This window comes from Paenibacillus prosopidis, assembly GCF_003337375.1.
Lineage (GTDB): Bacteria > Bacillota > Bacilli > Paenibacillales > Paenibacillaceae > Pristimantibacillus > Pristimantibacillus prosopidis.
The window spans coordinates 145,421-170,455 of sequence record NZ_QPJD01000004.1 but is presented as its reverse complement, the minus strand read 5'-3'; the positions used below and the strand labels follow the sequence as shown (position 1 = coordinate 170,455).

The window sequence follows — 25,035 nt, the reverse complement described above, 5'->3', positions numbered from 1 at the left end:
GGCGGGGCGATAGCACCTTTCGGAGGTAACCGCTATGAATGAAACCTTGCACCGAAACTTGCTGTTGAGGCGAATCGAAAGGTGGGAGCCCGACTATAACCTCGAGGCTCTGCTTCTTCGTGTGCCATTTAGCAGTCCGGGCTATCATACCAGCTTAAAAAACAAGGATTATGTCCATTCCACTTATCCGAACCTTATGTATGCCGTTGCACTGCTGGATAGCGGTATCGCGGCTTACGAACCGAGAGCCTTTGATATCCTTCGAACGGTAATTTCACTTCAAGAAACAGATCCTGAGAAGAATACGTACGGCATCTGGCCTTGGTTTTGGGAGGAGCCTTTGTCGCAAATGTCTCCGCCGGACTGGAATTGGGCAGATTTCTGCGGAAAGCTTCTGCTTGAAGCTGAGGTACGTCATGGCAATCGCCTGCCGGAGCCGCTGAAGGAAGATATCCGCCAGTCGGTTTATCGGGCTTCCGATGCCATTATCAAACGGAATGTAGGACCTTCCTATACGAATATCGCGATTATGGGAGCTTTCGTCACAGTCATTGCAGGCGAGCATTATCACCGGGCTGATTATTATGAATATGGACTGCAGCGGCTGGAACGGTTTCGTGATTTTACGAACCGGCTGCAAACCTTTCAGGAATATAACAGCCCGGCTTACGCGCTCATCACAATCCTTGAGTTATCCAAGCTGCGGATGATGTCCGCCGGCAAGCGGGTCAAGACGATCTGTGACGAGATGCTCGGCCTATGCTGGAAAATGGTTGCCGAGCACTATCATCCCGAGCTGCAGCAATGGTGCGGTCCCCATAGCCGAAGCTACAGCACCTTGCTGAAGCCGGAAACGGCCTCATTCCTACAGATTGCAACGGAAGGTACGACTTTCATGCCTTGGGAACAGCTCTCGTATTCACCGGAGTGGTTCGCCAGCGGTATTCGATGCCCGGAAATATATCTGAAGTATTTTCGGGAAACGCAAACTCATACCGTGCGGGAAATCTTTTATCTTGATGATAAGAAAGGCTTCGAAAAAACAGCACATGCTTATATGACGCCGCAGTATGCTCTAGGTTCCTTCACCAGGGAAATCATGTGGAACCAGTGCCGAAGCCTAATCGCCTACCTCGATAACGGGGGAAAAGCTGCCTATATTCATTTGCGCGTCCTAAAAGACGATTATGATTACTGCTCCGCACTTTTAACAAGTGCGCAGCACGAGGGAGATGTGATCGGCGGAGTGCAGTTTTTTACAAACGGGGGCGATACGCATCCCGTATTGGATAAGAAGGGCGGCATTATCGAAGCGGAAGATCTGCGCATTCGCTTTGAAGTTGGCGGACATCTGGATAATATGGAATGCAAGCTGGTTCAGACAGATGAAATAGAACTAACAGCCGGCCATGTCCGAACCTCGTTACGACTGCTGTACGGGATGTTTCAGGATTCGAATGAGTTTGAACCGGCGCCGCTGCAATGGACTGCAGCATTGATAAATGAGCTGTGGTGCATAGATGTTGTTATTCATTCCGGTGAGAAACGAATATTCGATTTTAACCATATCCGCACGGCTGCTTTCCTTTTCGCGGTTTCAATAAACCGCTCAGCCGATGATCCTCTTGAGATTACCGTCACAGAGGATCGGGAAAGGAGAAGTATTTCTGCCGTTGAAAGAACGACAGGGAAGAAACTAGCGGTTACAATCCCATTAAAACCTGGGGAAGTTTAGAAAATATTCTAAAGTAGACCCTGCTTCATATTGGACCGTCATTCTCCCATGGAGAGGGCGGTTTTTTGTGTTCAAAGACTCAATAGAGGTTCAACCATTTGGGCGCGGACGGCTCGGTGGTGTATACGGTATACAAGAGGTCGATTACAAACACCCAAACATACCTATATTCCCCTCAGGCAAATCAACATGTGCGTTTGTCCAGCGATCCGGGGGAGTTCCATTACCGGGATGGCGCATAATTTGTATCGAAGCAACGGATATACGGATATACGAAGGTTCCTTTCGTAATGGCGGGATAGCAAAAATTGCACTTTTGAGCTTTAAGCACTATAGGAAATTTTAATGAAAAGGCAGCCCATTTTCAAAACTGGGTGGGCCTTTTCTGCGTTTAAGGGGAGGTGTAGTCAGTGCGAAACGTTCAAGTCGAAAGAAAGTCAGGTGAGTTATAAAAAACGTTTACAAACGAACGTATGTTTGGTATGTTATTAGAGTGGATAAATATTCCAGTTTGAAGAGGTGCCTTATGTTTGAATGTGAGCTTATTAGCAAAAATGATATTATTTTAGCTGGGTTTAGTTTCTCGGGACCATTCCCGCAATCTTTCCCTTCCGAAGCTGTTAAAGTACAGCAACGACTTGGAAGCAGAAAATCTGAATTTCCACCGTCAGTTAACACGGGAATGCTATTTAGTCCGTACTCCGTATGTGATTCAATAGCTACTTATTGGGCGTGCTACGAGGTGCAGGAAGGTGATCTGATTCCGGAGGGGATGGTTACCTTCACGCTTCCAGGTCATTCTTATGCAAAAGTTAATTGTACCAACAAAAAAATTGGTGATGGGTACCGTGAGGTATTTAACTGGATGAAAAAGAACAGTTACATTCAGCTCAAAGACGCTTGGTCTATAGAATTATTTTATATTGAGGATACAGAAGAAGAGCTAGTTGAGATCTTGATACCCGTGAAATAGTTATTGGCTATTATTTAACGGGAACGATAAAGAACCTGCAAGCCTTAAACTGGCATCTGGGCAAGAAATTTTACTTTTTGGAGTTAAACGGAATCCGCATTACAGCATTCAATTTGCTTCAGAAATATAAATTAGGAGGAAAATGAGTATGTCGGAGTGGACGAAAGGAACAGTTGATTTGCGAATGACCGATATTTCAGATTCAAAATTTCAACAAGTGGATGCAAAGAGACTCACGTTCGATGAGGTGAATCTAGCAGAAACAAAAATAAACTGTGCTAATCTAGAAGGTTTAACTTTAAATGATGTAAATTTAACAGGCGCAAAAATAACTATCGCGAATATGAGTGATATGATTTTTGAAAAAGCTCAAATGACCGGAGCGCAGTTTCGCGATATTGACTGGCCAATAGAAGGTGTTGATGCTAATTATAATCCTGAGGAAAATTATAGATCAGTCGTATTTGATAATTGCATACTAAGAAATACTCTATTTACGAAATGTAATTTATCCAATGTGACTATCACTGATTGTAATATAACAGGATTAATCATAAACGGGATCGCGATTGATGAGTTACTGAGTAAACACAGGAATTGACTTAAATACTGATTTTGAAGGAGAGATCCCATGTCAGAAGTTTTTGAAAGCAAAATTAAACATTTCTCTGCAATCTTTTTTGTTTCAAAGCGAGAAAAGGTACTGGACTATTACAGTAAAATAGGATTCTGCTGTGATTACGAAATGGGTTTTGTCGAACGTGAAGGGTTAATGATGATTTTTCATGAAAGTGAAGAAGCAGATGCCATTGTCCCAAACTATCCCGTTCATGGAGAAAATGCCGTAAACGTATATGCAATGGTAGAAGGCATTGATAATTTATATGCTGAATTCAAATCTAAAGGGGCGCTTTTTCAATACGAACTCAGGACCAATAATTTTCAGATGAAAGAGTTCGCAATTAAAGATCCACAAGGGTATACGGTTGGCTTTGGAGAATCGTTAGTATAATCTGACCTGTAATGGAGGATTTTGATGTTTCAGTTCGCAAAGCATTATGGAGTAATGTGGATTGTATTTGTTATCTTGGTTAGCATTGGTGCATTTGGATTAGAGATTATGGAAGGGGAGAAAATCAAGACTACCGAATATTACGGTCTACAAAATTTGGGATCCATGTATTTAGCCGTAATTTTATTGTTTATTTCCCTTCCAGCTTCAGTGCTGTACTTTGTAGCGCTACTTCCCTTATCCGTTCTCTTTCAGAAAGTTAATAGTACGGCCTTTCTGGTAAGGACGGTCATTTTTAGCGTACTGGGGGCAGTTGGCGGGAAGTGGCTCTTTCACAAGCAATTCAGCGATTATTTTGTCAAGGGATATGAGTTAAAAGAACTCACTGCGGTTATCATATTCGGTATCTGCGGACTTGTATACAGTCTAATCGATGGATTCCTTGCGAAAAAAGTGACTTGGGTTAAGCGAGAATCTCATTAATTCAAGCAACAACAACTCAAGGCTGCAGATGGACATGGATCGGTGTCCTTTGCTGCGAAGGAATTCAAAAAGCGTGCAAGATCAAAAACTTTAATCTAAGACTTTATTATCTTTGAACAGCAAAAAAAAAGCCCCGGCATAGAGGCCGGGACAGTTGTTTGTTCGCATTTAGTATAGGTTTTACGTACCGACGTTTTTGCGATGTATTTCTCTGTTTCTTTCCTGAACGGAATCGGAACTTCTAAGGTCCCACTCCATTCAGGTGGATATTTTCCAAACCGGCGTGTACCGTCTTCATGATGTTGACCATATCCGTATACGGCTGATCCTGCTGATTGACCAGGCCGAGGTTATAGCTCTCGCCGTCCGGGCGCCCGGTAACGGGCTGATCGTAGTACGAAAACCAGCCTGAGCCGACAAACAAAGGATGCGCGGCCTGGCTTTCCGCAAAGTCTCGGTAAGCTATTCCTCTTTCCGCTATGCTTGTTGTCATCGTCGCCGCATTGACATAGGAAAGCCCGCGTTCGGAGGAGCCGAATGAATGCTCCAGATTCAATAAGGGCTTTCCGAACGCTTCGTATCTGGAAATCCAGCTCGCATTCCTTGTATAACTATCCACGGAAAAGGCATCTACATACTCCATTGCCGCCTGATCCCAATCCAAGCTGGTTCGCCAAGTAGGAACGATAGACGTGCCCAGGAAAAGATGGTTCGGATCGTATTTTTTGATAATGTCCCTGATCATGGAATAATAAGTTCTGGACGCCAGCCTGATATACTCCGATACGTCGACAGCAGGAACTTTGGCGATATCGATCGGGGTATCTTTCAAAGCGTCAAACGATGCAGCATTCGTTCCCAGAAGCTGGTTTACGGCGTTGAGGTTGCCAATATATCTTGGCGCAAGAAAATCCACGAATGCACTTTTTGCCGGTGAGTCCGAAGAATACGTCAGCACCTCTGTTACTATATCGGAATTCCAACCTGCTTCATTATCGTATGAATAACCGATCAACCACTTGCTGTATCTCGCACTTTGAAGCTGTGTTTTCAGTGCGTTCTCGATAGTGGGCGCACTCTGCGGGTCAAAAACGTCGTACGTCCATTGTATCCTCCTCAAATTCCAAGGATCTTGCAGGACTTGAATGTATGGAAACGCTATGTTTCTCGGCTTGGTCCACTTGCTGAAGGCATTAAAGCCCCAATCGATCAAACGCTTCTGGGTGATATCCTCCCACTTTGACTCATAGTCGATTCCATATTTTTTCATGGCATTAGCGATGACGAAGCTGACATATTCACCGTTCGCATCTTTAGTGTAAGCGGGAGAGTAAGCAGTCTGATCGGGCAATTCCTCAAAAATCTGCTTCGGGGTGCCGTCCGCTTTCAGGATCGGTGTCTTATATCCGTACTCCCACAAACTTGTGGCATCAATCCCTTTCATAATAAAGGGATATCCATCCGGCGTAATAAACCACCATTTGCCGTTAATATTCTGAAGCCTGAAGTATCCGGTGCTTGTTTGCTTTTCTCCGCTTTTAATGCCTCCATATTGATCATATTTTGTTGAATCCAGCGCAACATTCGCCAATGCTTTGGCCTCATCCGCATATTCCTGCTGCAACTGCCCGTCAGATCTAACCTTACCCGGCCAGGTTTCACTCATCCATTGACCGAATTTGTCAGCCATTAGGGCTTCCTTCTTCAGTTCGGCTTTCAATTCTTCAGCAGTAAAAGCGGATTCTGGATTCTGCCATTCAACGCCCGTGCCTCTATAAATTTCAACTTCCGTCAGGGGAATATGTTGATAGGGCTGGGTACGTCTTATGGTTAGTATGATTATCCTGGCCGACTTGTTGGACATCGGGACGGTTACCGAGTAGTTCAAATCGGTTCCCGTTCTTACGTGTCTGTCGATAATGTAATAACCCGTTGCCGACTCAGGGCGATACTTTATGGTAACGTCTTTAAACCCCCAATATTTGTTGGGTGAATTCAGCACTAAGCGGATCTGGTCCAAGGGGTAGTCCTTCAACAGGTCAATAACTACATTAACAGTCGAAGGAGATGTCGAGCTCCCCATCCAGCCAGCGTAAAGCGGTGTTTCGTCGAACAACACGCCATTTATCATAGATAGACTCCCGGTCGCCTTCCAGTCGGGGGAGTTTCCTCCGTTAGGAGTAGGACTGTAGATATAATTCCCTGTTTTTAGCAGAGTGCCTTCCCCTTCAACTTTACCGATCGGGACAAAAACAGATGCGGCGACAAAAACCAACAAAATCGTCAAAACACCGCTTCGAATAAACCTATAGCTGTTTTTCATACCATCTTCCTCCTCTTAGTCTTCTATCGTCATCTTGAGCGGTTATTATTAGTGGTTTTTTTTGAATTTTTTAACGTGTAATACCGGAAAAACTGTGAATGAGAACCTGTACCATACACCCGGTAACGGTCCCTAAGATACAGGAAAAAAGCCCCAATGGAGCAGGAGCTGATTTTTACCGTTAACCCGAAAAACGAAAATCCTGTATGGCTATGTTATAGTTAGGAGGAACGGTTATGAATAGATAGTGTGAGCAAGTATACGAAGGAGGTAATTGAAAAATTATGGAGATTGTATATCACGGCCATTCTTGCATTCAAATGATCAGCGGAGAGAAATCACTCATTATTGATCCGTTTCTCAGAGGCAATGAACAGGCTGTTACGAATGCGGAGGACATCAGGACGGATGCCATTCTACTGACGCATGCGCATATTGATCATATATTGGACGCAGATTTGATAGCCAAAAACAATGATGCGCCAGTTGTGGCTATTGTAGAGCTTGCTTCTTATATGTCGTGGAAAAATGTGAAAACAATCGGCATGAATATCGGCGGAACCGTTGATCTGGGTTTTGCTAAGGCCAAAATGGTACAAGCTTTCCATTCGTCCGGCATCGTCCTTGAAGACCAGAAAAATATAATGTATGCGGGTATGCCAGCCGGTTTTATTATTCAAGCCGATGGTCTGAATATTCTCCATGCGGGAGATACGGCCTTATTCGGCGACATGAAAATGATCGGGGAACGTCATTCGATCGATGTTGCCTTCATTCCAATCGGCGACCATTATACAATGGGGCCTGAGGACGCTCTGCAAGCAGCAGAATGGTATAACGCCAAACTCGTTGTACCTGTGCATTATAATACATTTCCTGTTATTCGCCAGGAAGCTGAAGATTTTGTGAAGAAGCTTAATGAAAAGGGTATAAAAGGTCAAGTGTTAAAGCCTGGCGAGAAGCTAACCCTTTAAGCCGAGATAGTAAGATAATAAGCTGACTTCGGTAACAAACGGAGTCAGCTTTTTCAATCTGCCTGAATAATATGTCGAATCTATTAGAATTTATTCGAAACTTGTAGATTTTTATAATATATTCCATTTGTTTATGGTAAAATGTTCTTGGGTAATATGACCTAAATTTCACTCGGCGTTAATCTGATCTTCTTACTCAAACTTTATTCACGAATATGAACCATAACATGTCGAGGGGATTGATATGATGTTTATTCAGAAAAATAGAGTTAATCTTGTAGTTTTAAGTTTCTTTTTGGTATTCAGTTTGTTTCCGTGGATGCCGCCGCAAATCGCCCACGCTTCAGATGGAACTCCATTTTCCGCGATTCATTTACCTGGGACCTTTGAAGCGGAGGATTTCAATACAGGCGCGATTAATGACGTTTATTTTGCTCACCCGTCCACCCAAATTACTCGTGATACAACCTATCGGGATGTGCAGAATGTTGATATTTTCAAAGAAGTGATTAATTCGGTAACCAATCGTTACATAGTAAGTTCCAATGATCAGGTCAGCGGGTCGCCGACAGCCGGGTATGTAAGCGAATATTTGAAATATACGATGAATGTCAGCAGCGGGAATGCCGGCTGGTACGATATCAAATTCCGAGCGAAGATGGGTAACTCGACAACGAAATCGACGATAACCGTTCTTGTAGACGGAATTCAGCTCGGTGCAACACCTGCGATTACTGGAACAGCCTTCCAGGACTACACGCTGCCGATGCCTGTTAATTTGAGCGCAGGGACACATGTGCTGACGATTGAATTTGGCGGTCCTGATCCGGCGGCATATTTAGACAACATTACATTTACGAAGCGAGGGAGTGTGCCGACATATCCTTCTCCAACTATTAAAACCGGCTTACTTTCCTCTGATGAAGTGGTTGTAGCCAATGTGACGGTAAGCGCTGATACAACGGGGACGAATGATGCGACAGCAATCATTCAGGCGGCTCTTAACCAAGCGAGGGAAATGGGTGGCGGTGTCGTTTTCCTGCCTGCGGGGATTTATCGGTTGAACGGAGGCTTGACGATTCCAACTAATGTTACTCTGCGCGGGGATTGGAAAAATCCTTTAGACGGGACACCTGCAGCAGGTACGATATTGGCTGCTTACAGCACGACGACTTCTGCGATTTCTTTGAACGCGCCGAATACGACTGTACGCAATCTCAGCATTTGGTATCCGAATCAAGGCAGCTATGCGGGCGGCATTTTTTCGCCAACCACATATCCGTACACGATTGATTCGAGTTCTTTTGCGGCGAATGTCGCAAATGTTACGTTCTATAATTCTTTTAAAGGAATCAATTTTTCATCAGCTAGCGGCACTAATATCAGTAATGTCTACGGTACCTTTTTGTTTCAAGGCATTACGATGGATGGCAATTATGAATATTCTTATATCACGAATGTGTTTATGGATACGGGAATATGGAAAAATGCGCCTTCAGCGATCACTAATAAACCGGACAGTACGCAAACCGGTTATATTAAAAATTACACGAACACCTATTTGTATGGAATGAAGTTGTGGAAAAATGACGGGTTAACGATGTACGGTATTAGCATCAACGATGCGAAAATGGGAATTTTGATGGAGCAGGGTCCGCCTTCCTCTAACGGTTCTTATGGAGCGATGTCGAAAATAAATGCTTCCGTACAGCAGGATTATTTGCGTCCGGAGGTCGGCGAATTTCTTAATCCCGATCAGGTATGGCAAGCTCGCGGGCAACATTATTCGTTTGCCCCGGCGAAGAAGCCTGCAAGCGATACGAATTTTTATAATGTAAAAAATGCGCCTTACAACGCGGCTGGGAACGGGATCGCCGACGACCGTACTGCGATTCAAACGGCTTTAACAGACGCGGGAAACGCAGGCGGCGGAACGGTCTTTCTTCCTCCCGGCTCTTATAAAATTTCCACGACGTTGAATGTTCCAAGCGGCGTTGAATTGCGTGGAAGCTACGACTACTTGCATGCGCATGAAAATTTAGATACGACTGTATTGCTTGCCTATGACGGCAAGGATACGGCTTCACCGGATACGGCGACGGCCTTCATTACGTTGAATGCGAACGCAGGTGTCCGCGGTTTGACCGTATTTCATCCCGAGCAAGGTTTTGTGAATGGCAGCGATACGTCTGTTCCATCCGATTTAAGGACGCTGTATCCCATTCATACTTATCCGTATGTTGTACGCAGCGCAGGTTCAGGCACCTGGATGAAATATGTCGAGCTTGAAAATAGCTACAACGGCGCAGATTTCGCCACGAATGCTTCGAATGATTTTGTCGTTTCCGGCAATTGGATCAATGCAGCCAAAAAAGCGGTTTTTGTGGGCGGCGGAACGCTGCGCGGCTGGGTGGAGCAGACGGTGGTCACCTTCGGCACACATTTTCAATCCAAACATAACAATAGTCCTCATACGTATGGCTTTACACATGCCGTTAACTATACGCTTGCTAATACGGATGCTCTGACCGTCGGCAATAGCAATGATCTGAAAACATTCGCAGTCGATTCCTTCAGTGTGAAATCAGGGATTCGTACGATCAAGGAAGGCGCGGGTGCCGGACCGCAAAACTTAATGCTTTATTTGCCTTCCGTTGATACTTCTTCCGGCCCTAACGTTTCCTTGGAAGGGGGCGGAACGATCCAGATGATTGGGCTGCAGGCGGGAAGCAGCACCATGCAAAACTATGTGCGGACGACTTCTGCTTTTAGCGGTACTTTAAACATCTATGATTCTCTGCTTTGGGGCAATATTGTCAAAAGCGTCAGTATTGGCGGAGGCAGCGTTAATGTGTACGACAAGGATCTGAGCACGTATTCCCTTCCTATTTCGCAAAACAAAACGGCAACTAGCAGCAGCTCTTCGGGTGGGGATACGGCTAATCGCGCAGTAGATGGCATGGGCACATCCAAATGGGTTTCGACTGCGGCAGCACCCAATTGGCTGCAGGTTGATTTGGGAGCTTCCTATGATATAAGCCGCTGGGTCGTCAAGCATGCAGGTTATAACGGAGAATCGACCTCTTATAATACAAAGGATTATAAGATGCAAATCAGCAGTGACGGCACAAATTTTAACGACGTTGATGCTGTAACGGGGAATACCGCTAATCTTACAGACCGGAATGTATCCGCAAATGGCAGATATGTTCGTCTCTATGTAACGGCAGGTCAGCAGGATGGAAGCGGCACAACACGAATTGCCGATTTTGAAGTCCATGGTTTGGCGAATATTGCTCTGAATCGTACAGCCACAGCAAATGCTTATAATTTGCCGAGTGAAGCGCCGCAGTATGCTGCAGATGGTTCGACAGGTACGAAATGGGCATCCGTCGCGGCATCGCCGAACTGGCTGAAAATCGATTTAGGCCAGCCCTACCATTTGAAGCGTTGGGTCGTTAAACATGCGGGAGCGGGCGGGGAATCAACCATTTATAATACAAGGGATTTTAAGCTGCAGGTAAGCAACGACGGCATCAATTTTACCGATGTCGATACGGTAACAGGGAATTCGTCAAATGTTACAGATCGCGCCATTAATACCAATGCCAGATATGTTAGACTATATATAACGCAGGGCACCCAGATTGGTTATGACGGATATGCAAGAATTAGCGAATTAGAAGTATATGGTACACCAAGCGGAAATGCAGCTCTTAACAAGACAGCCACGGCTAACGCGTATAATTTATCGAATGAAGCCCCGCTTTATGCTGTCGACGGTTCGGCAGGCACGAAATGGGCGTCTATCGCGGCATCCCCGAATTGGTTAAAGATTGACCTTGGCTATGTAACTAACATTAGCCGCTGGGTCGTGAAGCATGCCGCTGTGAATGGAGAGTCTGCCAATTTCAATACCAAGGATTACAAATTGCAGGTGAGTAATGACGGCATTAATTTCACCGATGCCGATAGCATGACGGGTAATACAGCAAACTCTACGGATCGCAATGTGAATGCAACAGGAAGGTACGTCAGATTGTACATTACGCAAGGCACACAGACGGGATTTGACGGTTACGCCAGAATTTATGAGTTTGAAGTTTATAACTAATCAGGAGGAGCGAGCAGATGCGTAAATGGATCATTGTTTTGACAGCACTGTGCTTATCGATCACAACGGCCGGGTGCAGCAAGGAAACGAAGCAGTCAAGTCGGGCGGATGAACAGGCTCAAATGCAGGAAGATCGAACAGATGAGTCGTTTACGCTGCGCGTCTCCTATTGGGCACAAGATAAAAACGGGTATTTTGATGAAGTAGAAAAATTGTTTAAAACGAAATACCCGAATGCTACTATTAAATGGGACAAATTGGATGAGAAAAATTTTAGCGAAGTCACAGAAAACCAGTTGAAATCAGGCCAAGCTGCCGATATTCTATTTAATCAGAAGATTAAAGAGTATGCCAAAGCGGGTTACCTGATGGATTTATCGGATCAGCCTTGGACTGAGCGAATGATTGATTCTGCGAAACAGACGGTTGCCTATAAAGGGAAAACTTACGGCGCGGCACTGGATGTGAGCACCTTTGGGGCTTATTACAATAAAACTATTTTTGATCGTCTGCAATTGCAGCCGCCCAAAACGTGGGATGAATTTATAGCATTATGCGGCAAGATCAAAGAGTCTGGAATATCCCCGATACTAGGCGGATTTAAAGATTCATGGACGATTCAGGGCGCTTATCTGCCGATTGCAGCGACGTCGGAGTTTCTCCAAAACCCTAATTTTGAATGGGATGTATACGAGGGTAAAGCAAAAATTGACGGACCTGAAGTCAATAATGCGATGCAGAAATTTCAAGAGCTCGCGCACAATGGTTTTTTTAATCCGGATGCTCTGCAAATAGGCTATGATGAATCGACTCAGCAGTTTATTGACGGAAAAGGCGCTATGCAGCTGATGGGCAGTTGGACGCCTGGTGTAGTAGATAGTAAAACTTCTGATTTTAAAATAGGCTTTTTCGCGCTGCCCGATCAGAATGGAAAAACGGTCATGGCTGCAGCGCCGGACAAGCAGGTGTCGATTAATGCGAAGACATTACATCCGGTTAGAGCGAAATATTTATTGTCCCTTCTTCTCGATAAAGACATGCTGGCGATTTATAGCAAAAATGTTGCTTTATCTGCTTTTAAAGATGTGATTGCTGAGTATACCAATCCGGCGATGAAGGATGTGCAGAAAGCACTGCAGCTTTATCCAACATCGATCAACCCGGGACATTTGTTTACCAATTCAGCGAATGACTCTATTAATGCAGCATTAATTCATATTTTGTCAGGAAAAGAGCTGCAAAATGAATTGAAAGAAGCCGATGTGAATTATATAAGGGATAAGGCGACCCTTATTCTGGATTGATGGTGAACCAATGAACCTCTTATTGCGAGTGTTTCGACTTCAAAGCTTGAAGGCACGATTAAGGTTTCTGGGAATAGCCTTGGTGCTTATGGTTGGGCTGTCAACGATATCATCTTATTCCTTCTTACAGTACCGCCAAACCGAAAACAATCAGATAAATTCAATGAGAAAAGATGGTGCGATTCAGCAAACGGCGATAGACAATTGGGTAGCGACCCGAGCTTCTGAAATTCGCAATCTAGCTAATATGCAGTCGACCATAGAGCTTAACATCGATGAAATTGAAAATAATCTTATATTCTTTGCATCACATCAGCAGGAGTTTGAAGCAGTCTCTTTTGCAAATAAAGAAGGTATTGTGGAATTTAGCACAATGAACCAAATTGGCGCCTATTTTACCGAACGAACCTATTGGGAAGAAGCCGCCAAAGGACGTGAGTATATATCAGATGTGTTGATGGGCAAGGTTACCAATCAACCTACGATTTTATTTTCAGCTCCTGTTATGAATAAAAACAAACAATTTTTAGGAGTCATCTATGGTACGGTTTCGCTAAAGACAATCGATCAGTTCATGGAGCAATTTCAGAGCGGCGACAGTGGTGAATCCTATTTAATTGACCGAAACGGTTATCTGATTACCGAATCCCGGTTCGCGGGAAATTGGAAAATATTAGAGTATAAATTGAACAGCGATATTTTGGAACGGGCGAAGCAAGGGGTACAATCGGCCTCGACTTATGAGAATTACCGCGGCAAGCAAGTTTTCGGGACGTATCAGTTAGTGAATAACGGAAAATGGATTGCCGTTAACGAAATTGAGCGGAATGAAGTGTATCGAACCTTTAATCAGCAATTAATTGTTATGATTATTATCATTGGTATCGTGCTTATATTTGGGATTATTGTGACGTTGCGAATATCGTATCTCATTGAACATCCCGTTCAGCATTTATTAAAAGGAGTCCAAAGGCTGAGGAAAGGCGATTATCAATATAAAATCGACTACAGCGGTATGAAGTCCGCTCCTGTTGAGTTGCTGCAGCTATGTGAGGCATTTAACCAAATGTCGCAAAATATTCAAGACAATGAGCTCGAGCTGAAGCGGCAAAAAGAAGAATTAGCTAGTTCAAATGCGGAGTTGGAGCAATTTGCTTATGTCGCTTCGCATGATTTACAAGAGCCATTACGGATGGTAGCCAGTTATGTGCAGCTGCTCGCCAAGCGATACCAAGGGAAATTAGATCAGGACGCGGATGATTTTATTCATTATGCTGTGGATGGTTCACAGCGTATGCAAAATTTAATCAATGATTTATTGATTTTTTCCAGAGTAGGAACAAAGGGGAAAGAACTCAAGTCAGTTGACTTTGAAGTTGTGCTGCATCATGTAATGGCGAATCTACAGCACGCCATTCAAGAAAGTGATGCACGGGTCACGCATGATCCGCTGCCTACGCTAATGGCTGATTCTACACAAATGGTGCAATTATTGCAAAATTTAATAGGTAATGCCATTAAGTTTCGCGATGCTAACCGCGCCCCCATCATTCATATCGGGATTAAACAACAGGATAGAGACTGGTTATTTTCAGTTCAAGATAATGGGATTGGCTTTGATCCGAGGTACCGGGACCGAATTTTCCTCATTTTTCAAAGGCTCCATAATAAAACAAAATACGAGGGCACGGGTATAGGCTTGTCCATTTGTAAAAAAATTGTCGAACGCCATGGCGGGAAAATATGGGTTGAGTCGGAAGCGGGTCATTCAACAACCTTCTACTTCACGCTGCCGGATAGAGGAGAACATATAACATGATCGATGATAAGTTGGGTCAAAATGTAGAAATTCTTTTAGTGGAAGATAACCCCGGAGATATTCGGTTGATTGTCGAAGTGCTGAAAGAAGGGAAAATAAACAATAATTTAAGCGTGGTTGAAGACGGCGAGCAGGCTTTGGCTTATCTCAGGCGCGAAGGCAGCTACCAGGATTCGATTGTGCCGGATATTATATTGCTAGACTTAAATCTTCCCAAAATTAATGGCACCGAGGTTCTTGCCGAAATCAAAAGGGATCCGCTACTGAAATATATTCCAGTCATTATTTTAACGACTTCCGAAGCAGAGCAAGACATCTTAAAAGCTTATGATCTGCATGCGAATTGTTATATCACCAAGCCTGTCAACTTAGAGCAGTTTTTAACAGTCGTACGATCGATTGAAAATTTTTGGCTTACGATTGTTAAGCTGCCTAGGAGGTAAAACTATTGATAAAGGTTTTATTAATAGAAGATAACCCGGGAGATGCCAGATTGATTCGGGAAGTTTTATCGGATACAGATAATCTGAATTTTGATCTGAAATGGGTCGATCAATTGGAAACAGGCATTGAGCTGATATCCAAGGATATATTCGACGTTGTTTTACTCGATCTTTCACTTCCGGACAGTCATGGTATGGAAACAATTATCAGCTTTCGGGAGCAAGCGCCTGCAATCCCAATCGTTGTATTGACAGGACTTGATGATGAACAGGTTGCGATAAACGCCGTACAGCATGGGGCTCAGGATTATTTGATTAAAGGACAAGTAAATAGTTCGGTGATTATGCGTTCAATGCGTTATGCAATAGAAAGGCACCGTCTTCAGGGTGAGCTGTATAATTTATCTATAATTGATGAGCTAACGAGTCTCTACAATCGTCGGGGCTTCTTTAATCAAGCGCAGCAGTATATGAATGCGAATGCTCAGGAAGGCAGAGGCTTTTATTTGGTTGTTGCCGATTTGGACGGCATGAAAACAATCAACGATACCTATGGCCATCATATGGGAGATTTGGCCTTAATGGATACGGCGAATATTTTGAAAGAGGTTTTCAGCGATTCCGATATTATTGCCCGCATGGGTGGAGATGAGTTCACTGTTGTCTTACCGGATAAACTTGGATATTCATTGAATTTAGATGCATTTGAAGAGTTGATTATCTTGAAAATACAGCAAAAGTTACATAGCTTTAATTTGAGCGCCGGCCGAATCTATCACCTCTCGATTAGTCTCGGGCTATTTCATTTTAATCCGGCTATGCCTGTAACCTTAGGTGAATTAATTATCCAAGCGGATCAACGAATGTATACCCATAAAAAAGAAAAAGTCCTGAAATAAAAAGTCTTGTGATCCTTTCATCATAAAGGTCGCCCTAATCCTCCATTAACGAGGTGCAGGGCGATTTTTTTCATATTTTCCGGGCGGTTTTTATCTTCCCGCAGGGGGGATTGTTCCATTTTACAATTAGCTATAGGATAGAAGGAGCAGCACCATAGCGGAAAGGACGGATGAGAACGGCATGAGATTCATTAAAAGCAGCGCGTATCGGAACCTTTCTCTCAAAAGGAGGATCGTCATCCTCTTTATCGCCGCCTCCCTGATTCCGTTTATCGGGATCGGGTTGATCTCCTATTTCACCATCGATTCGATCTTGTTTAATAAAATTCAACTTGGCATCCAGAGCAATGTCAAGCAGGTTCAGCTGTCTTTGGAGAATACGATTAACAATATGAACCATGTGTCACAGCAGCTTTCATTTGACGGAAGCGTGGGGAAGAAGCTGGATCGGTACTTGATGGAGGATGAACCTTACCAGCAGGCGATCCTGGTAAGCGAAATAAAAAGCGATGTGGGAACGATCACCTTCACTAATCCCAATATCGGTTTGACGATGTATTATTTCCAAGCGGACGGATCGCATATGTTTGAGAACTTGGTAGTGAGTGATCATTTCGATCCGAGCAAGCTTCCCCGGCTGGCCGTTTCGAACAAGATTACGTATCATTCCCCGCATACCAGCCAAGACGGATTGAATAATCATAACGTGCTGTCTGTCATAAGAAAGGCAGGCATACCGGAGCGTGACGATATTTATATTTACATTGAATCGGGATTCAAGCTGACACAAAATATTTTAGAAACTGATCAACTCACTCAAAATTCTCACCATCTGCTTTTAAGCAAAGAGAGAAAAATTGCATTCAGCGAGATCCCGGACATTTTTCCGGAAAATAGCGTGTTTCCCCTGGAGGACGCCAATGCCGATCACGGCACTTATAATGACTATTATTGGTTTAAAGGCACGAGCAGCCAAGGTTGGAGCATTGTCTCCGTTATCCCCCAGGCGGAGTACAACAAAGAAAGAAACCGCTGGCTGATCCAGATCGTTTTTTTCTCTCTCATCGTGCTGGTCATCAGTCTCATGCTGGCTTGGCTGCTCTGGAAGATGGTTTACCGTCCGCTGACCAAGTTTCATAAGGAAATGAAGCGGGCAGGCCAAAGCGACTTTCAATCCGCATCCGAAAAAACATATATTCCGGAGTTTGACTATTTGCTGCGGGAATTTGGGGACATGAAGCATCAGATCGGGGAATTGTTCTCAGAAGTGGAGCTTAAAGAAAAGCGCAGGGCGGATTTGGAGATCGAGAAGCTGCGCTATCAGATTAACCCGCATTTTCTGATGAATACACTCGATACCGCACATTGGCTAGCCGTGATGAACGATCAGCATGAAATTGATCAGCTCGTTGTCTCCTTGAACAAATTGCTGTACTACAATTTAGGCAAGCTGGGCGAGCAGGCTACGGTGAAAGAAGAACTTGATGCACTTCGGGAGTATTTAACGCTGCAGCAAATCCGCTACGACTTCGAGTTTAATGTGCGGATTGAAGCCGATGAGCATGTGCTGAACTTGATCATTCCCAGGTTTATTTTGCAGCCTCTCGTGGAAAACGCGCTCTACCACGGTTTGAACGACCAAGGGAGCATTCGTGTGGATGTCAAATTTGACGGCTATATCGAACTGTCTGTCCATGATAACGGAGAAGGGATGACGGAAGAGACGATTCAACATCTCCTGCACAATGAAGAGGTTGAGAAAAGAAAAGTAGGTATGGGAATCGGAATGAATTACGTAAAACGGATGATCGAGTTTTATTATAAAGGACAAGCCCGCATGCAAATTATTAGCCAAGTAGGAAAAGGAACAAGCGTCATATTGAGTTTACCGGCAAAAGAGGTGGAGAAAGAGATATGATTAAAGTACTCGTAGTAGACGACGACAAGCTGGTGCGCAAAGGGCTAATATCGGCTATGCCTTGGGCCGATTTCGGCATGCAGGTAGTGGGGGAAGCGGGGAACGGCGAGAAAGCGCTGGAATTTCTGCATGCGAATTCTGTGGACTTAATGCTGACGGATCTGGCCATGCCGGTCATGTCCGGCATCGAATTGATGCGCATCGCCCGAAAGCTGTACCCGGAGCTGTATATTGTCGTCCTGACGCTCCACCAGGACTTTGATTACATCCAAGAGGCGCTGCGGCTTGGAGCGATCGATTATATTGCAAAGGTGCAGCTTGAGAAAGAAAGGTTCGAAGAAGTGCTTGAGAGAGTATATCTCCGCATTCAGGAAGAGAGGAAGAAGAGCGCCGCCGGCGACCCGCTTTCCAAAGAGGCGGCGAATTCCGACAGCTTTGCTGCGGATGCCGGTTACGCTTTTCTGGCAAAGGAAGATCAGCCGGACACCAGCTGGCTCGCCCAAACCGAGCTGCTTGAGGGAGGTATCCTGGAAGAGTCGGATGTAAACGTCTGGTGGTGGGTTCCCGAAGAGGCTGAAGCCGAGCCTGCTCAGATCCAAGACGGGTGGATAGCGATGAAGCTGGTCGGATTGGCTGGACAGAAGAAAAGCTTGCTCTACCGGCTGCTGCGGGCGTATAAACAGAAGGATTTCTTTTATGATTATCATCCAAACCATAAACGGGTCGAAATGACTGTCGAAGCCTTGCAAAAAGAATCTCCCGCTAACGAAAGTCATTTGGCTGCTGTGAGAGAGAAGTGGCTGACGCTGGAATGGATTCATGAAGAAGCGGCTTACGCGCAGCTCCGGGATGAGCTGAAAGCGATGCGGCTGCCTGTGCCCAGGCTGGTCCAATTTCTCTATACGCTCGAGAGTGAATGGAATCGCGTCTATGCTGCGGTAACGGACAAGCGGCTTGCAGAGCCGGGGCCATTCGACAGCTGGCTTGAAGCGGAAGCTTGGCTGAAATCGATCCGCACGCTTACAGCGCAAATAACGAGCAGCCAGTCTTATTCGCAGGAGGTTGTCGACTGCATTATGAGAGCGGTGAAGATCGTGCAAGAAGAGATGGACCAGCAGGTATTCGCGATGGACGTCGCCAAGAGGGTGAACATGAGCCGGAGCTACTTCAGCCAATGCTTTAAAGATATAACAGGCAAATCCTTTAATGAATACGTGCGGGAAATCCGAATCGAGAAAGCTAAAGCATTTTTGATGCATACCCATAAACCGATTCAATGGATCGCGGAGCATACGGGGTATATGGACGAAAAGTATTTCAGCCGCTTATTTCGCGAGCATACCGGCATGCTGCCGAGCGAGTTTCGCCAAAAGCCGCCGGGGTAGATAAAAGTCGGCGGCCAGGGGGGAGAGATGTCTTTTTGACCGTAAAACTCTCTCCAACGCTCTACCCTAACCCGCAACCCGGCTCTAACTTAAAACGCTTTCATCGGTGGTATCCTATTAGTGTAGTTAATTCATGAACGAAGGGGAGAAAGAGATGAAAGCGACAAAAAACGGCTTACTCTTATTGCTGGCCGTGCTTCTTATTGCACTGACAGCGTGTACTTCCACGAACCAGCCGAGTAACGGCGGCAGTACGAATGAAGGATTGGGCGCCGCTGCCGGGAATGACGAGCCGACTGCGGCTGCGGAGACGGCAGATCCTTTCGGCAAATACGAATCGCCCGTCACCATTAATGTAGGCCAAGCGAACGATCCTACGGACAACAGCCTGCCGCAGGGAGATACACCGGAGAATAACCAGTATACGAGACATATCAAAGAGCAGCTGAACATAGACACGAAGATTATCTGGCGGACCGCCACGGGCAAAGACTACGACCAGAAGGTCAACCTATCCATCGCGAGCGACGACCTGCCTGACCTGGTCATCGTCAATGACGCACAGCTTAGACAGATGGTGAAAGCCGGCCAAGTGGAGGATTTGACGGAAACATTCGAAAAATACGCGTCTCCTGCCATTAAAGGCATTATCGAGAAGACTGAGGGGCGCGCCCTTGATGCGGTGACCTTCGACGGCAAGATGATGGCGCTTCCGAACGTAACGGCAAGAGGCGACGCCGTTCACACGATGTGGATCCGCAAGGATTGGCTGGACAAATTGGGCTTGGAAGTTCCGAAGACGGTAGAAGATTTAGAGAAGGTGGCCAAAGCATTTGCCCAAGGCGACCCGGACGGGAACGGACAGCCGGATACGATCGGCATTGCCGGACAGCAGGCTGGCGGCAAGCTCTATGCCAACTTCCTTGCATCGAGCAATAACACATTCGGCTTAGATCCGATTTTCTCCGCTTTCAATGCGTATCCCGGTTTCTGGTTGGAAGGCGAAGACGGTAAGCCGGTCTACGGCTCCATCCAGCCACAGGTGAGAGAAGCATTGGCCAAATTGCGCGACATGTATGCCAGCGGCGCGATTGACCGTGAACTGAGCATTCGCAAAGACGCGGCAGAGCCGGTCGTCAGCGGCAAAGCGGGAATATTCTTCGGTCCATTCTGGATGGGCTATTGGCCGCTTCCGGATGCGATCAAGAACGATCCTAAGGCGAATTGGCAGTCCTATGCGCTGCCGCTTGACAAGAACGGCGAATTTAGCCCGCACATGGCGACGCCTTCCACTCAATTCCTTGCGGTCCGCAAAGGTTACGAGCATCCGGAAGCCGCGCTTAAATTGATGAACCTGCTTGTTAGAGACGAAGCTAAATTCGATGTGAGCGTTACCTTGAACCACTATCCGGTTCGGATCGTGTACGCGCCGGTCGATGAAATCGAGTACTCGCTGAACGCGCTCAAAGAAGTGCTGGCTGGAACGAAGACGGCTGCGGACTTAGATATTCCTGGTTATAAGCTGCTTGCAGACGATGCAAGTAAGGTGGGCAAAGCGAAGCTTGAGCCGTTCGACAACAATGACATTCAATATTGGAATACGGATGATATAGGCACTTGGAGCCGCATGTATTCGATCTTTGTCGGCGGCGCGCCGCTGCTGGAACCGCGCAACGAAGTTTATAGCTTGGTTTATTCCCAGACCAAAACGATGGAAAGCCGCTGGGCTAACCTGGAGAAGCTGGAAACCGAAACCTTCCTGAAAATCATTATGGGAGCAGCGCCGATCGAAACCTTCGATAAATTCGTCGAGGATTGGAAGAAGCAGGGCGGAGATAAAGTGACGCAAGAGGTAGAAGAGGAAGTCAAGGGATAATCAAATCTGCAGAGGCGGCGGATCTTGTTTCCGGCGCCTTTGTACCAAAAATTGATAAGTGCAGCACTTAGAGAATTGCTGAACAGATAGGAGAGAGATTAATCATGAGAAACAGAAGCTTCGAGAAACATTACTACCTTATGCTTCTGCCCGGCCTGATTTGGTTAGTCTTGTTTAACATTGTCCCGATGAGCGGTATTGTAATGGCTTTTCAGGATTTTAACCCGGGGGCGGGGATTTGGAAATCGGAATGGATCGGTTTAGAGAACTTTGAATATATGTTTGTGCTGTCTGACAGCAAGACGGTCTTATTTAATACGATTTATATCGCAGTGTTGAAGATCATCGGCAACCTGATTGTTCCGCTTGTATTTGCGCTTATGTTAAACGAGCTGCGCCTGCAGATTGTGAAGCGATGGGTTCAAACGATTGTTTATTTGCCGCATTTTTTATCATGGGTTATTTTATCGGGCATTTTACTCGACGTATTTGCCTTCAAAGGTCCGATCAACTCCGTCTTGGGAGCATTTGGCGTAGAGCCGGTTTTATTTTTCGCTAGGGCCGATTTATTTCCTTATATTATTGTAGGAAGCGACGTGTGGAAGGAATTCGGGTTCAACACGATCATATACTTAGCGGCGCTTACTTCGATTAATCCGGCGCTGTATGAAGCGGCGGCGATCGATGGCGCAACGCGGATGAAACGTTTGTGGCATGTGACGCTGCCCGGCATAACGACGACGATTGTTTTGCTGGCGGTATTAAGCTTAGGGAACGTATTGAACGCGGGGTTCGATCAAATCTTCAACTTATACAACCCGTTGGTTTATTCTAGCGGGGACATTATCGATACGTGGGTTTATCGCGCAGGCTTGCTGAACCTTCAGTTTAGCTTGGCGACGGCGATGGGGCTGTTGAAATCTGTGGTCAGCTTTATTTTAATCGTCGTTTCTTATATGCTCGCTTCGAAGTTCGCGAATTACCGCATATTTTAATCGAAAGGAGCATGAACAATGGTTAGAGAACAATCGTTTGGCTCCAGGCTATTCGATATCCTGCTTTTGGTCGTCCTGATCGTTATCGCGCTGGTGTGCATTATGCCGATTTGGTATACGCTGGCTGTCTCTTTAAGCGATAAGTCGGCTGCTGCTGCCGGCATCGTGCGTTTATGGCCGGTCGGCTTCAACTTTAACTCGTATCAAACGATAATGACCGACTCGAAGTTTTTTAATTCGTTCGGCATTTCCTTGCAACGGGTTCTGCTTGGATCTGTCTTCAACTTTATTGTTACGGTGTTGATGGCTTACCCGTTATCGAAATCCGTGAAGGATTTCCGCTTGCGCAACGTATTTATGTGGCTGCTTGTATTCTGCATGCTCTTTAACGGCGGCTTGATTCCTTGGTATATGGTCATTAAGAATTACGGTTTGATGGACTCGATTTGGTCACTTGTATTGGCGGGAGGCGTGCAGGTATTTCATGTTATTCTCGTTGTGAACTTCTTCCGGAACCTTCCGAAGGAGCTTGAGGAGGCGGCGCTTGTGGACGGGGCGGGGCCGTGGTATATGCTGGTCCGGCTCTTTGTCCCGCTGGCCGTTCCTGTTCTCGCAACCATAACGCTATTCAGTATCGTGTACCACTGGAACGAATTTTTCCACGGGTTAGTGCTGATGTCGTCGGCTGAGAAATATCCGCTGCAAACTTACATTCAACAGCTCGTGGTGGTCATCGATACGACGAGCATGACGGAAGACGAATATAAGAAGCTCAGCGAACTATCCAACCAGACGCTGAATGCGGCCAAAATATTTATCGCTATGATTCCCGTGCTGGTCATTTATCCGTTCCTGCAGCGCTTCTTTATTCATGGCATCACGCTCGGTTCGGTGAAAGAATAAGGTTGTATTCGTCTATTTAGCCTAGCCAAAATAAGGGCTGTCCCCGCAGATCTTTCCGGATCTTGGGGACAGCCTTTATATTTGAGAGAGCTCAACTAATTTATCGGTTCATTTATTTCCCAATTTAATTTCAAAGAATGAAGGATATTGTCGGCAACCTCTTCGGGCTTTAGATAATCGGTATTGACTTTTGAATGATTTAAGGCGTAGATGCCTTGACGGGAATAGTACAATTGTTCAATCTCTTCTAACGTTTTATTTTGAAGAACCGGTCTGTTGTCCATAAGTAAATGCAGCCTGTCCTTCCATAAATTAAATGAGAGGTCAAGGAAAAACACAATCGATGTAGACAAGCATACGTTGCGAATCTCTTCCTGAAGAAAAGCGCCGCCGCCAAGGGAAATTATTTTCAAGCGGGAGTTACAACATAAATCAACGATAAATTCCTTTTCCATTTGACGAAACTTTTGCTCGCCCATCGTTTTGAAAATCTGTGTTACGGGCATATCATACTGCTTTTCGATTTCCTGATCGACATCGATAAAATCTCGATTCAGCTTTTTCGCGATATGAATACCAATGGTTGTTTTGCCCACTCCCATAAAACCTATTAGGATAATGTTTTTTTCTTTGAAGGGCAGCTGCTTGTCTTTGTGCATCGGGGAATCAACTCATTTCGGGCTCATATGTCATTCTTGGTTCGATAAATCGTAATTCCTTTTATTATATAGCTTTATCACTTAATTGGTAAAGGACAGCGAACGAACTTGCGTTTTTATGGAACGTACAGTAAATTAATAAATAACTAAATAAATAGTACTTTGTTAAATGATACGGTAGTTTATATTTAAGTAACTTCCAGCTTGTCAGAAGGGGAGATAGTTATGACCGATGAGCTTGTTTTAAAAGTTGATTCCGGTTTAACCTTTAGTGTAAATACGCAAATTAAAGAGCAGCTTAAATGGTTGATTGGTATCGGTCAGATTCTGCCGGGTGACATGCTTCCATCCGCTAACCAGATGGCCGATCTACTCAGTTTAAACAGGAATACGGTTAATTTGGTCTATAATCAATTGCGTGATGAAGGTTATGTTTCGATGCATAAGGGTCGCGGAACGCAAGTCATGGATAACAAGAAAATTGAGGAATTACAGATGCAACGTCAGCCTATGCATCAATTAGTGACGAAGACGATTGAGGAAGCAACTGAAAAAGGGATACCTCTTGAGCAATTTTTTACAGCGAGTTTAGCTTATATTCTACTGCATACAAATGTTCCTTATCGATTGCGGATCGTTTTTGTAGAGTGCAAAGAACATGACCATCTCTTTTATCGCAATGAAATTGTGCGTGTCACAAATGCTGAAGTCAAAACGGTCTTCTTGGAAGACCTTACATCTACGGAAAGTCTGATGCTTGAAGCGCTTGAATATTCCAATGTGATGATAACCACGTTGAATCATGCCGACGAAGTTAAAAAAATATTTTCCCGTTATGAGAAGAAAGTTTTGGTCATAGGAGCAACGATCGATATGTCTCTGCTCTTAGAAATTTCTAAGCTTAAGCCTGGAAGTGAGGTAAGTTTTGTATGTCTCGGAAAAGCAGGCGGACAATGGATGGCAAGAAGCATACAAGAAGCCGGTATTACCCAGATCCAATCCAATGCGATCGGCATAGATAACCGGGAGCAACTCATTGAAACCATAGAACATTCAGATAAAGTTTACGCATCTGCTGCTGTTTATACGGAGTTAAAATCGTTAGCTCCAGATAAAGTAGGTTTTTATCCTATGGTGCTGGAAAAAAGTAGTGAAAATCTTCTGAAAGAGATTTCTAAAACCGACAACTAAAACAAAATGTTAAAAAACCACCATTCTTT

Annotated in this window: 19 protein-coding genes; 17 read left to right on the top strand and 2 right to left on the bottom strand. The window is 45.0% G+C overall.

Features of this window, described 5'->3' with window-relative positions; genetic code table 11:
- The first annotated feature begins 34 nt into the window (after positions 1-34).
- From DFP97_RS07630 to DFP97_RS07610, 5 genes are all read left to right on the top strand, one after another.
- Entirely contained in the window at positions 35-1,735 is a 1,701-nt protein-coding gene (locus DFP97_RS07630) for a hypothetical protein (protein WP_114379404.1), read from the top strand.
- Between the two features lie 526 nt (positions 1,736-2,261).
- A complete protein-coding gene (locus tag DFP97_RS07625) occupies positions 2,262-2,708 on the top strand; it encodes an effector binding domain-containing protein (protein ID WP_114379403.1) in 447 nt (148 codons plus the stop codon).
- Between the two features lie 148 nt (positions 2,709-2,856).
- A complete protein-coding gene (locus DFP97_RS07620; protein ID WP_114379402.1) occupies positions 2,857-3,309 on the top strand; it encodes a pentapeptide repeat-containing protein in 453 nt (150 codons plus the stop codon).
- A 30-nt stretch (positions 3,310-3,339) separates the two neighbouring features.
- Positions 3,340-3,720, top strand: a complete 381-nt coding sequence (locus DFP97_RS07615) for a VOC family protein (RefSeq protein WP_114379401.1) — start codon at positions 3,340-3,342, stop codon at positions 3,718-3,720.
- A 24-nt stretch (positions 3,721-3,744) separates the two neighbouring features.
- Complete coding sequence (locus DFP97_RS07610; RefSeq protein ID WP_114379400.1) at positions 3,745-4,203, top strand: hypothetical protein; 459 nt, start codon at positions 3,745-3,747, stop codon at positions 4,201-4,203.
- Positions 4,204-4,444: 241 nt separating this feature from the next.
- Here DFP97_RS07610 and DFP97_RS07605 read toward each other — a convergent pair whose 3' ends face one another.
- Positions 4,445-6,526, bottom strand: coding sequence for an alpha-amylase family protein (locus tag DFP97_RS07605; RefSeq protein ID WP_114379399.1), 2,082 nt, complete (start codon positions 6,524-6,526; stop codon positions 4,445-4,447).
- A 284-nt stretch (positions 6,527-6,810) separates the two neighbouring features.
- Here DFP97_RS07605 and DFP97_RS07600 point away from each other — a divergent pair, with 284 nt between their 5' ends.
- The 11 genes from DFP97_RS07600 to DFP97_RS07550 all read left to right on the top strand — a co-directional run bounded on the left by DFP97_RS07600 (position 6,811) and on the right by DFP97_RS07550 (position 23,156).
- Entirely contained in the window at positions 6,811-7,500 is a 690-nt protein-coding gene (locus tag DFP97_RS07600) for a metal-dependent hydrolase (protein WP_181873396.1), read from the top strand.
- Positions 7,501-7,744: 244 nt separating this feature from the next.
- Positions 7,745-11,614: a galactose-binding domain-containing protein gene (locus DFP97_RS07595; RefSeq protein ID WP_114379397.1), complete on the top strand. Its 3,870-nt coding sequence runs from the start codon at positions 7,745-7,747 to the stop codon at positions 11,612-11,614.
- A 17-nt stretch (positions 11,615-11,631) separates the two neighbouring features.
- The gene (locus tag DFP97_RS07590) at positions 11,632-12,918 is read left to right on the top strand and encodes an ABC transporter substrate-binding protein (RefSeq protein ID WP_114379396.1); all 1,287 of its coding nucleotides are present in this window, start codon (positions 11,632-11,634) and stop codon (positions 12,916-12,918) included.
- A gap of 10 nt (positions 12,919-12,928) precedes the next feature.
- Positions 12,929-14,737: a sensor histidine kinase gene (locus tag DFP97_RS07585; protein ID WP_114379395.1), complete on the top strand. Its 1,809-nt coding sequence runs from the start codon at positions 12,929-12,931 to the stop codon at positions 14,735-14,737.
- Positions 14,734-15,180 carry a response regulator gene (locus DFP97_RS07580; protein WP_181873394.1) on the top strand — a complete coding sequence of 149 codons (447 nt, stop codon included), beginning with the start codon at positions 14,734-14,736 and terminating at the stop codon, positions 15,178-15,180. The genes DFP97_RS07585 and DFP97_RS07580 overlap by 4 nt, the downstream gene beginning before the upstream one ends.
- A 5-nt stretch (positions 15,181-15,185) precedes the next feature.
- Positions 15,186-16,079, top strand: a complete 894-nt coding sequence (locus DFP97_RS07575; RefSeq protein ID WP_114379394.1) for a GGDEF domain-containing response regulator — start codon at positions 15,186-15,188, stop codon at positions 16,077-16,079.
- A gap of 181 nt (positions 16,080-16,260) precedes the next feature.
- Positions 16,261-17,997 (top strand): sensor histidine kinase, encoded by a 1,737-nt coding sequence (locus DFP97_RS07570; protein WP_114379393.1) that lies wholly within the window; start codon positions 16,261-16,263, stop codon positions 17,995-17,997.
- Positions 17,994-19,382 carry a response regulator transcription factor gene (locus DFP97_RS07565; protein WP_114379392.1) on the top strand — a complete coding sequence of 463 codons (1,389 nt, stop codon included), beginning with the start codon at positions 17,994-17,996 and terminating at the stop codon, positions 19,380-19,382. The genes DFP97_RS07570 and DFP97_RS07565 overlap by 4 nt, the downstream gene beginning before the upstream one ends.
- A 154-nt stretch (positions 19,383-19,536) precedes the next feature.
- Entirely contained in the window at positions 19,537-21,258 is a 1,722-nt protein-coding gene (locus DFP97_RS07560; RefSeq protein ID WP_114379391.1) for an extracellular solute-binding protein, read from the top strand.
- 104 nt (positions 21,259-21,362) lie between these two features.
- The gene (locus DFP97_RS07555) at positions 21,363-22,253 is read left to right on the top strand and encodes an ABC transporter permease (protein WP_114379390.1); all 891 of its coding nucleotides are present in this window, start codon (positions 21,363-21,365) and stop codon (positions 22,251-22,253) included.
- Between the two features lie 18 nt (positions 22,254-22,271).
- Positions 22,272-23,156 (top strand): carbohydrate ABC transporter permease, encoded by an 885-nt coding sequence (locus DFP97_RS07550; RefSeq protein ID WP_114379389.1) that lies wholly within the window; start codon positions 22,272-22,274, stop codon positions 23,154-23,156.
- Between the two features lie 95 nt (positions 23,157-23,251).
- On the opposite strand, the gene DFP97_RS07545 is transcribed toward DFP97_RS07550, so the two are convergent.
- A complete protein-coding gene (locus DFP97_RS07545; RefSeq protein WP_114379388.1) occupies positions 23,252-23,815 on the bottom strand; it encodes a shikimate kinase in 564 nt (187 codons plus the stop codon).
- A 225-nt stretch (positions 23,816-24,040) separates the two neighbouring features.
- Between DFP97_RS07545 and DFP97_RS07540 the strand changes: the two genes are divergently transcribed.
- Positions 24,041-25,006: a GntR family transcriptional regulator gene (locus DFP97_RS07540; protein WP_114379387.1), complete on the top strand. Its 966-nt coding sequence runs from the start codon at positions 24,041-24,043 to the stop codon at positions 25,004-25,006.
- Positions 25,007-25,035 lie beyond the last annotated feature (29 nt).

Bases quoted from the DNA above. Each gene is read 5' to 3' on its own strand.
- DFP97_RS07630 (WP_114379404.1), top strand. From the start codon at position 35: ATGAATGAAACCTTGCACCGAAACTTGCTGTTGAGGCGAATCGAAAGG.
- DFP97_RS07625 (WP_114379403.1), top strand. From the start codon at position 2,262: ATGTTTGAATGTGAGCTTATTAGCAAAAATGATATTATTTTAGCTGGG.
- DFP97_RS07620 (WP_114379402.1), top strand. From the start codon at position 2,857: ATGTCGGAGTGGACGAAAGGAACAGTTGATTTGCGAATGACCGATATT.
- DFP97_RS07615 (WP_114379401.1), top strand. From the start codon at position 3,340: ATGTCAGAAGTTTTTGAAAGCAAAATTAAACATTTCTCTGCAATCTTT.
- DFP97_RS07610 (WP_114379400.1), top strand. From the start codon at position 3,745: ATGTTTCAGTTCGCAAAGCATTATGGAGTAATGTGGATTGTATTTGTT.
- DFP97_RS07605 (WP_114379399.1), bottom strand. From the start codon at position 6,526: ATGAAAAACAGCTATAGGTTTATTCGAAGCGGTGTTTTGACGATTTTG.
- DFP97_RS07600 (WP_181873396.1), top strand. From the start codon at position 6,811: ATGGAGATTGTATATCACGGCCATTCTTGCATTCAAATGATCAGCGGA.
- DFP97_RS07595 (WP_114379397.1), top strand. From the start codon at position 7,745: ATGATGTTTATTCAGAAAAATAGAGTTAATCTTGTAGTTTTAAGTTTC.
- DFP97_RS07590 (WP_114379396.1), top strand. From the start codon at position 11,632: ATGCGTAAATGGATCATTGTTTTGACAGCACTGTGCTTATCGATCACA.
- DFP97_RS07585 (WP_114379395.1), top strand. From the start codon at position 12,929: ATGAACCTCTTATTGCGAGTGTTTCGACTTCAAAGCTTGAAGGCACGA.
- DFP97_RS07580 (WP_181873394.1), top strand. From the start codon at position 14,734: ATGATCGATGATAAGTTGGGTCAAAATGTAGAAATTCTTTTAGTGGAA.
- DFP97_RS07570 (WP_114379393.1), top strand. From the start codon at position 16,261: ATGAGATTCATTAAAAGCAGCGCGTATCGGAACCTTTCTCTCAAAAGG.
- DFP97_RS07565 (WP_114379392.1), top strand. From the start codon at position 17,994: ATGATTAAAGTACTCGTAGTAGACGACGACAAGCTGGTGCGCAAAGGG.
- DFP97_RS07560 (WP_114379391.1), top strand. From the start codon at position 19,537: ATGAAAGCGACAAAAAACGGCTTACTCTTATTGCTGGCCGTGCTTCTT.
- DFP97_RS07555 (WP_114379390.1), top strand. From the start codon at position 21,363: ATGAGAAACAGAAGCTTCGAGAAACATTACTACCTTATGCTTCTGCCC.
- DFP97_RS07550 (WP_114379389.1), top strand. From the start codon at position 22,272: ATGGTTAGAGAACAATCGTTTGGCTCCAGGCTATTCGATATCCTGCTT.
- DFP97_RS07545 (WP_114379388.1), bottom strand. From the start codon at position 23,815: ATGCACAAAGACAAGCAGCTGCCCTTCAAAGAAAAAAACATTATCCTA.
- DFP97_RS07540 (WP_114379387.1), top strand. From the start codon at position 24,041: ATGACCGATGAGCTTGTTTTAAAAGTTGATTCCGGTTTAACCTTTAGT.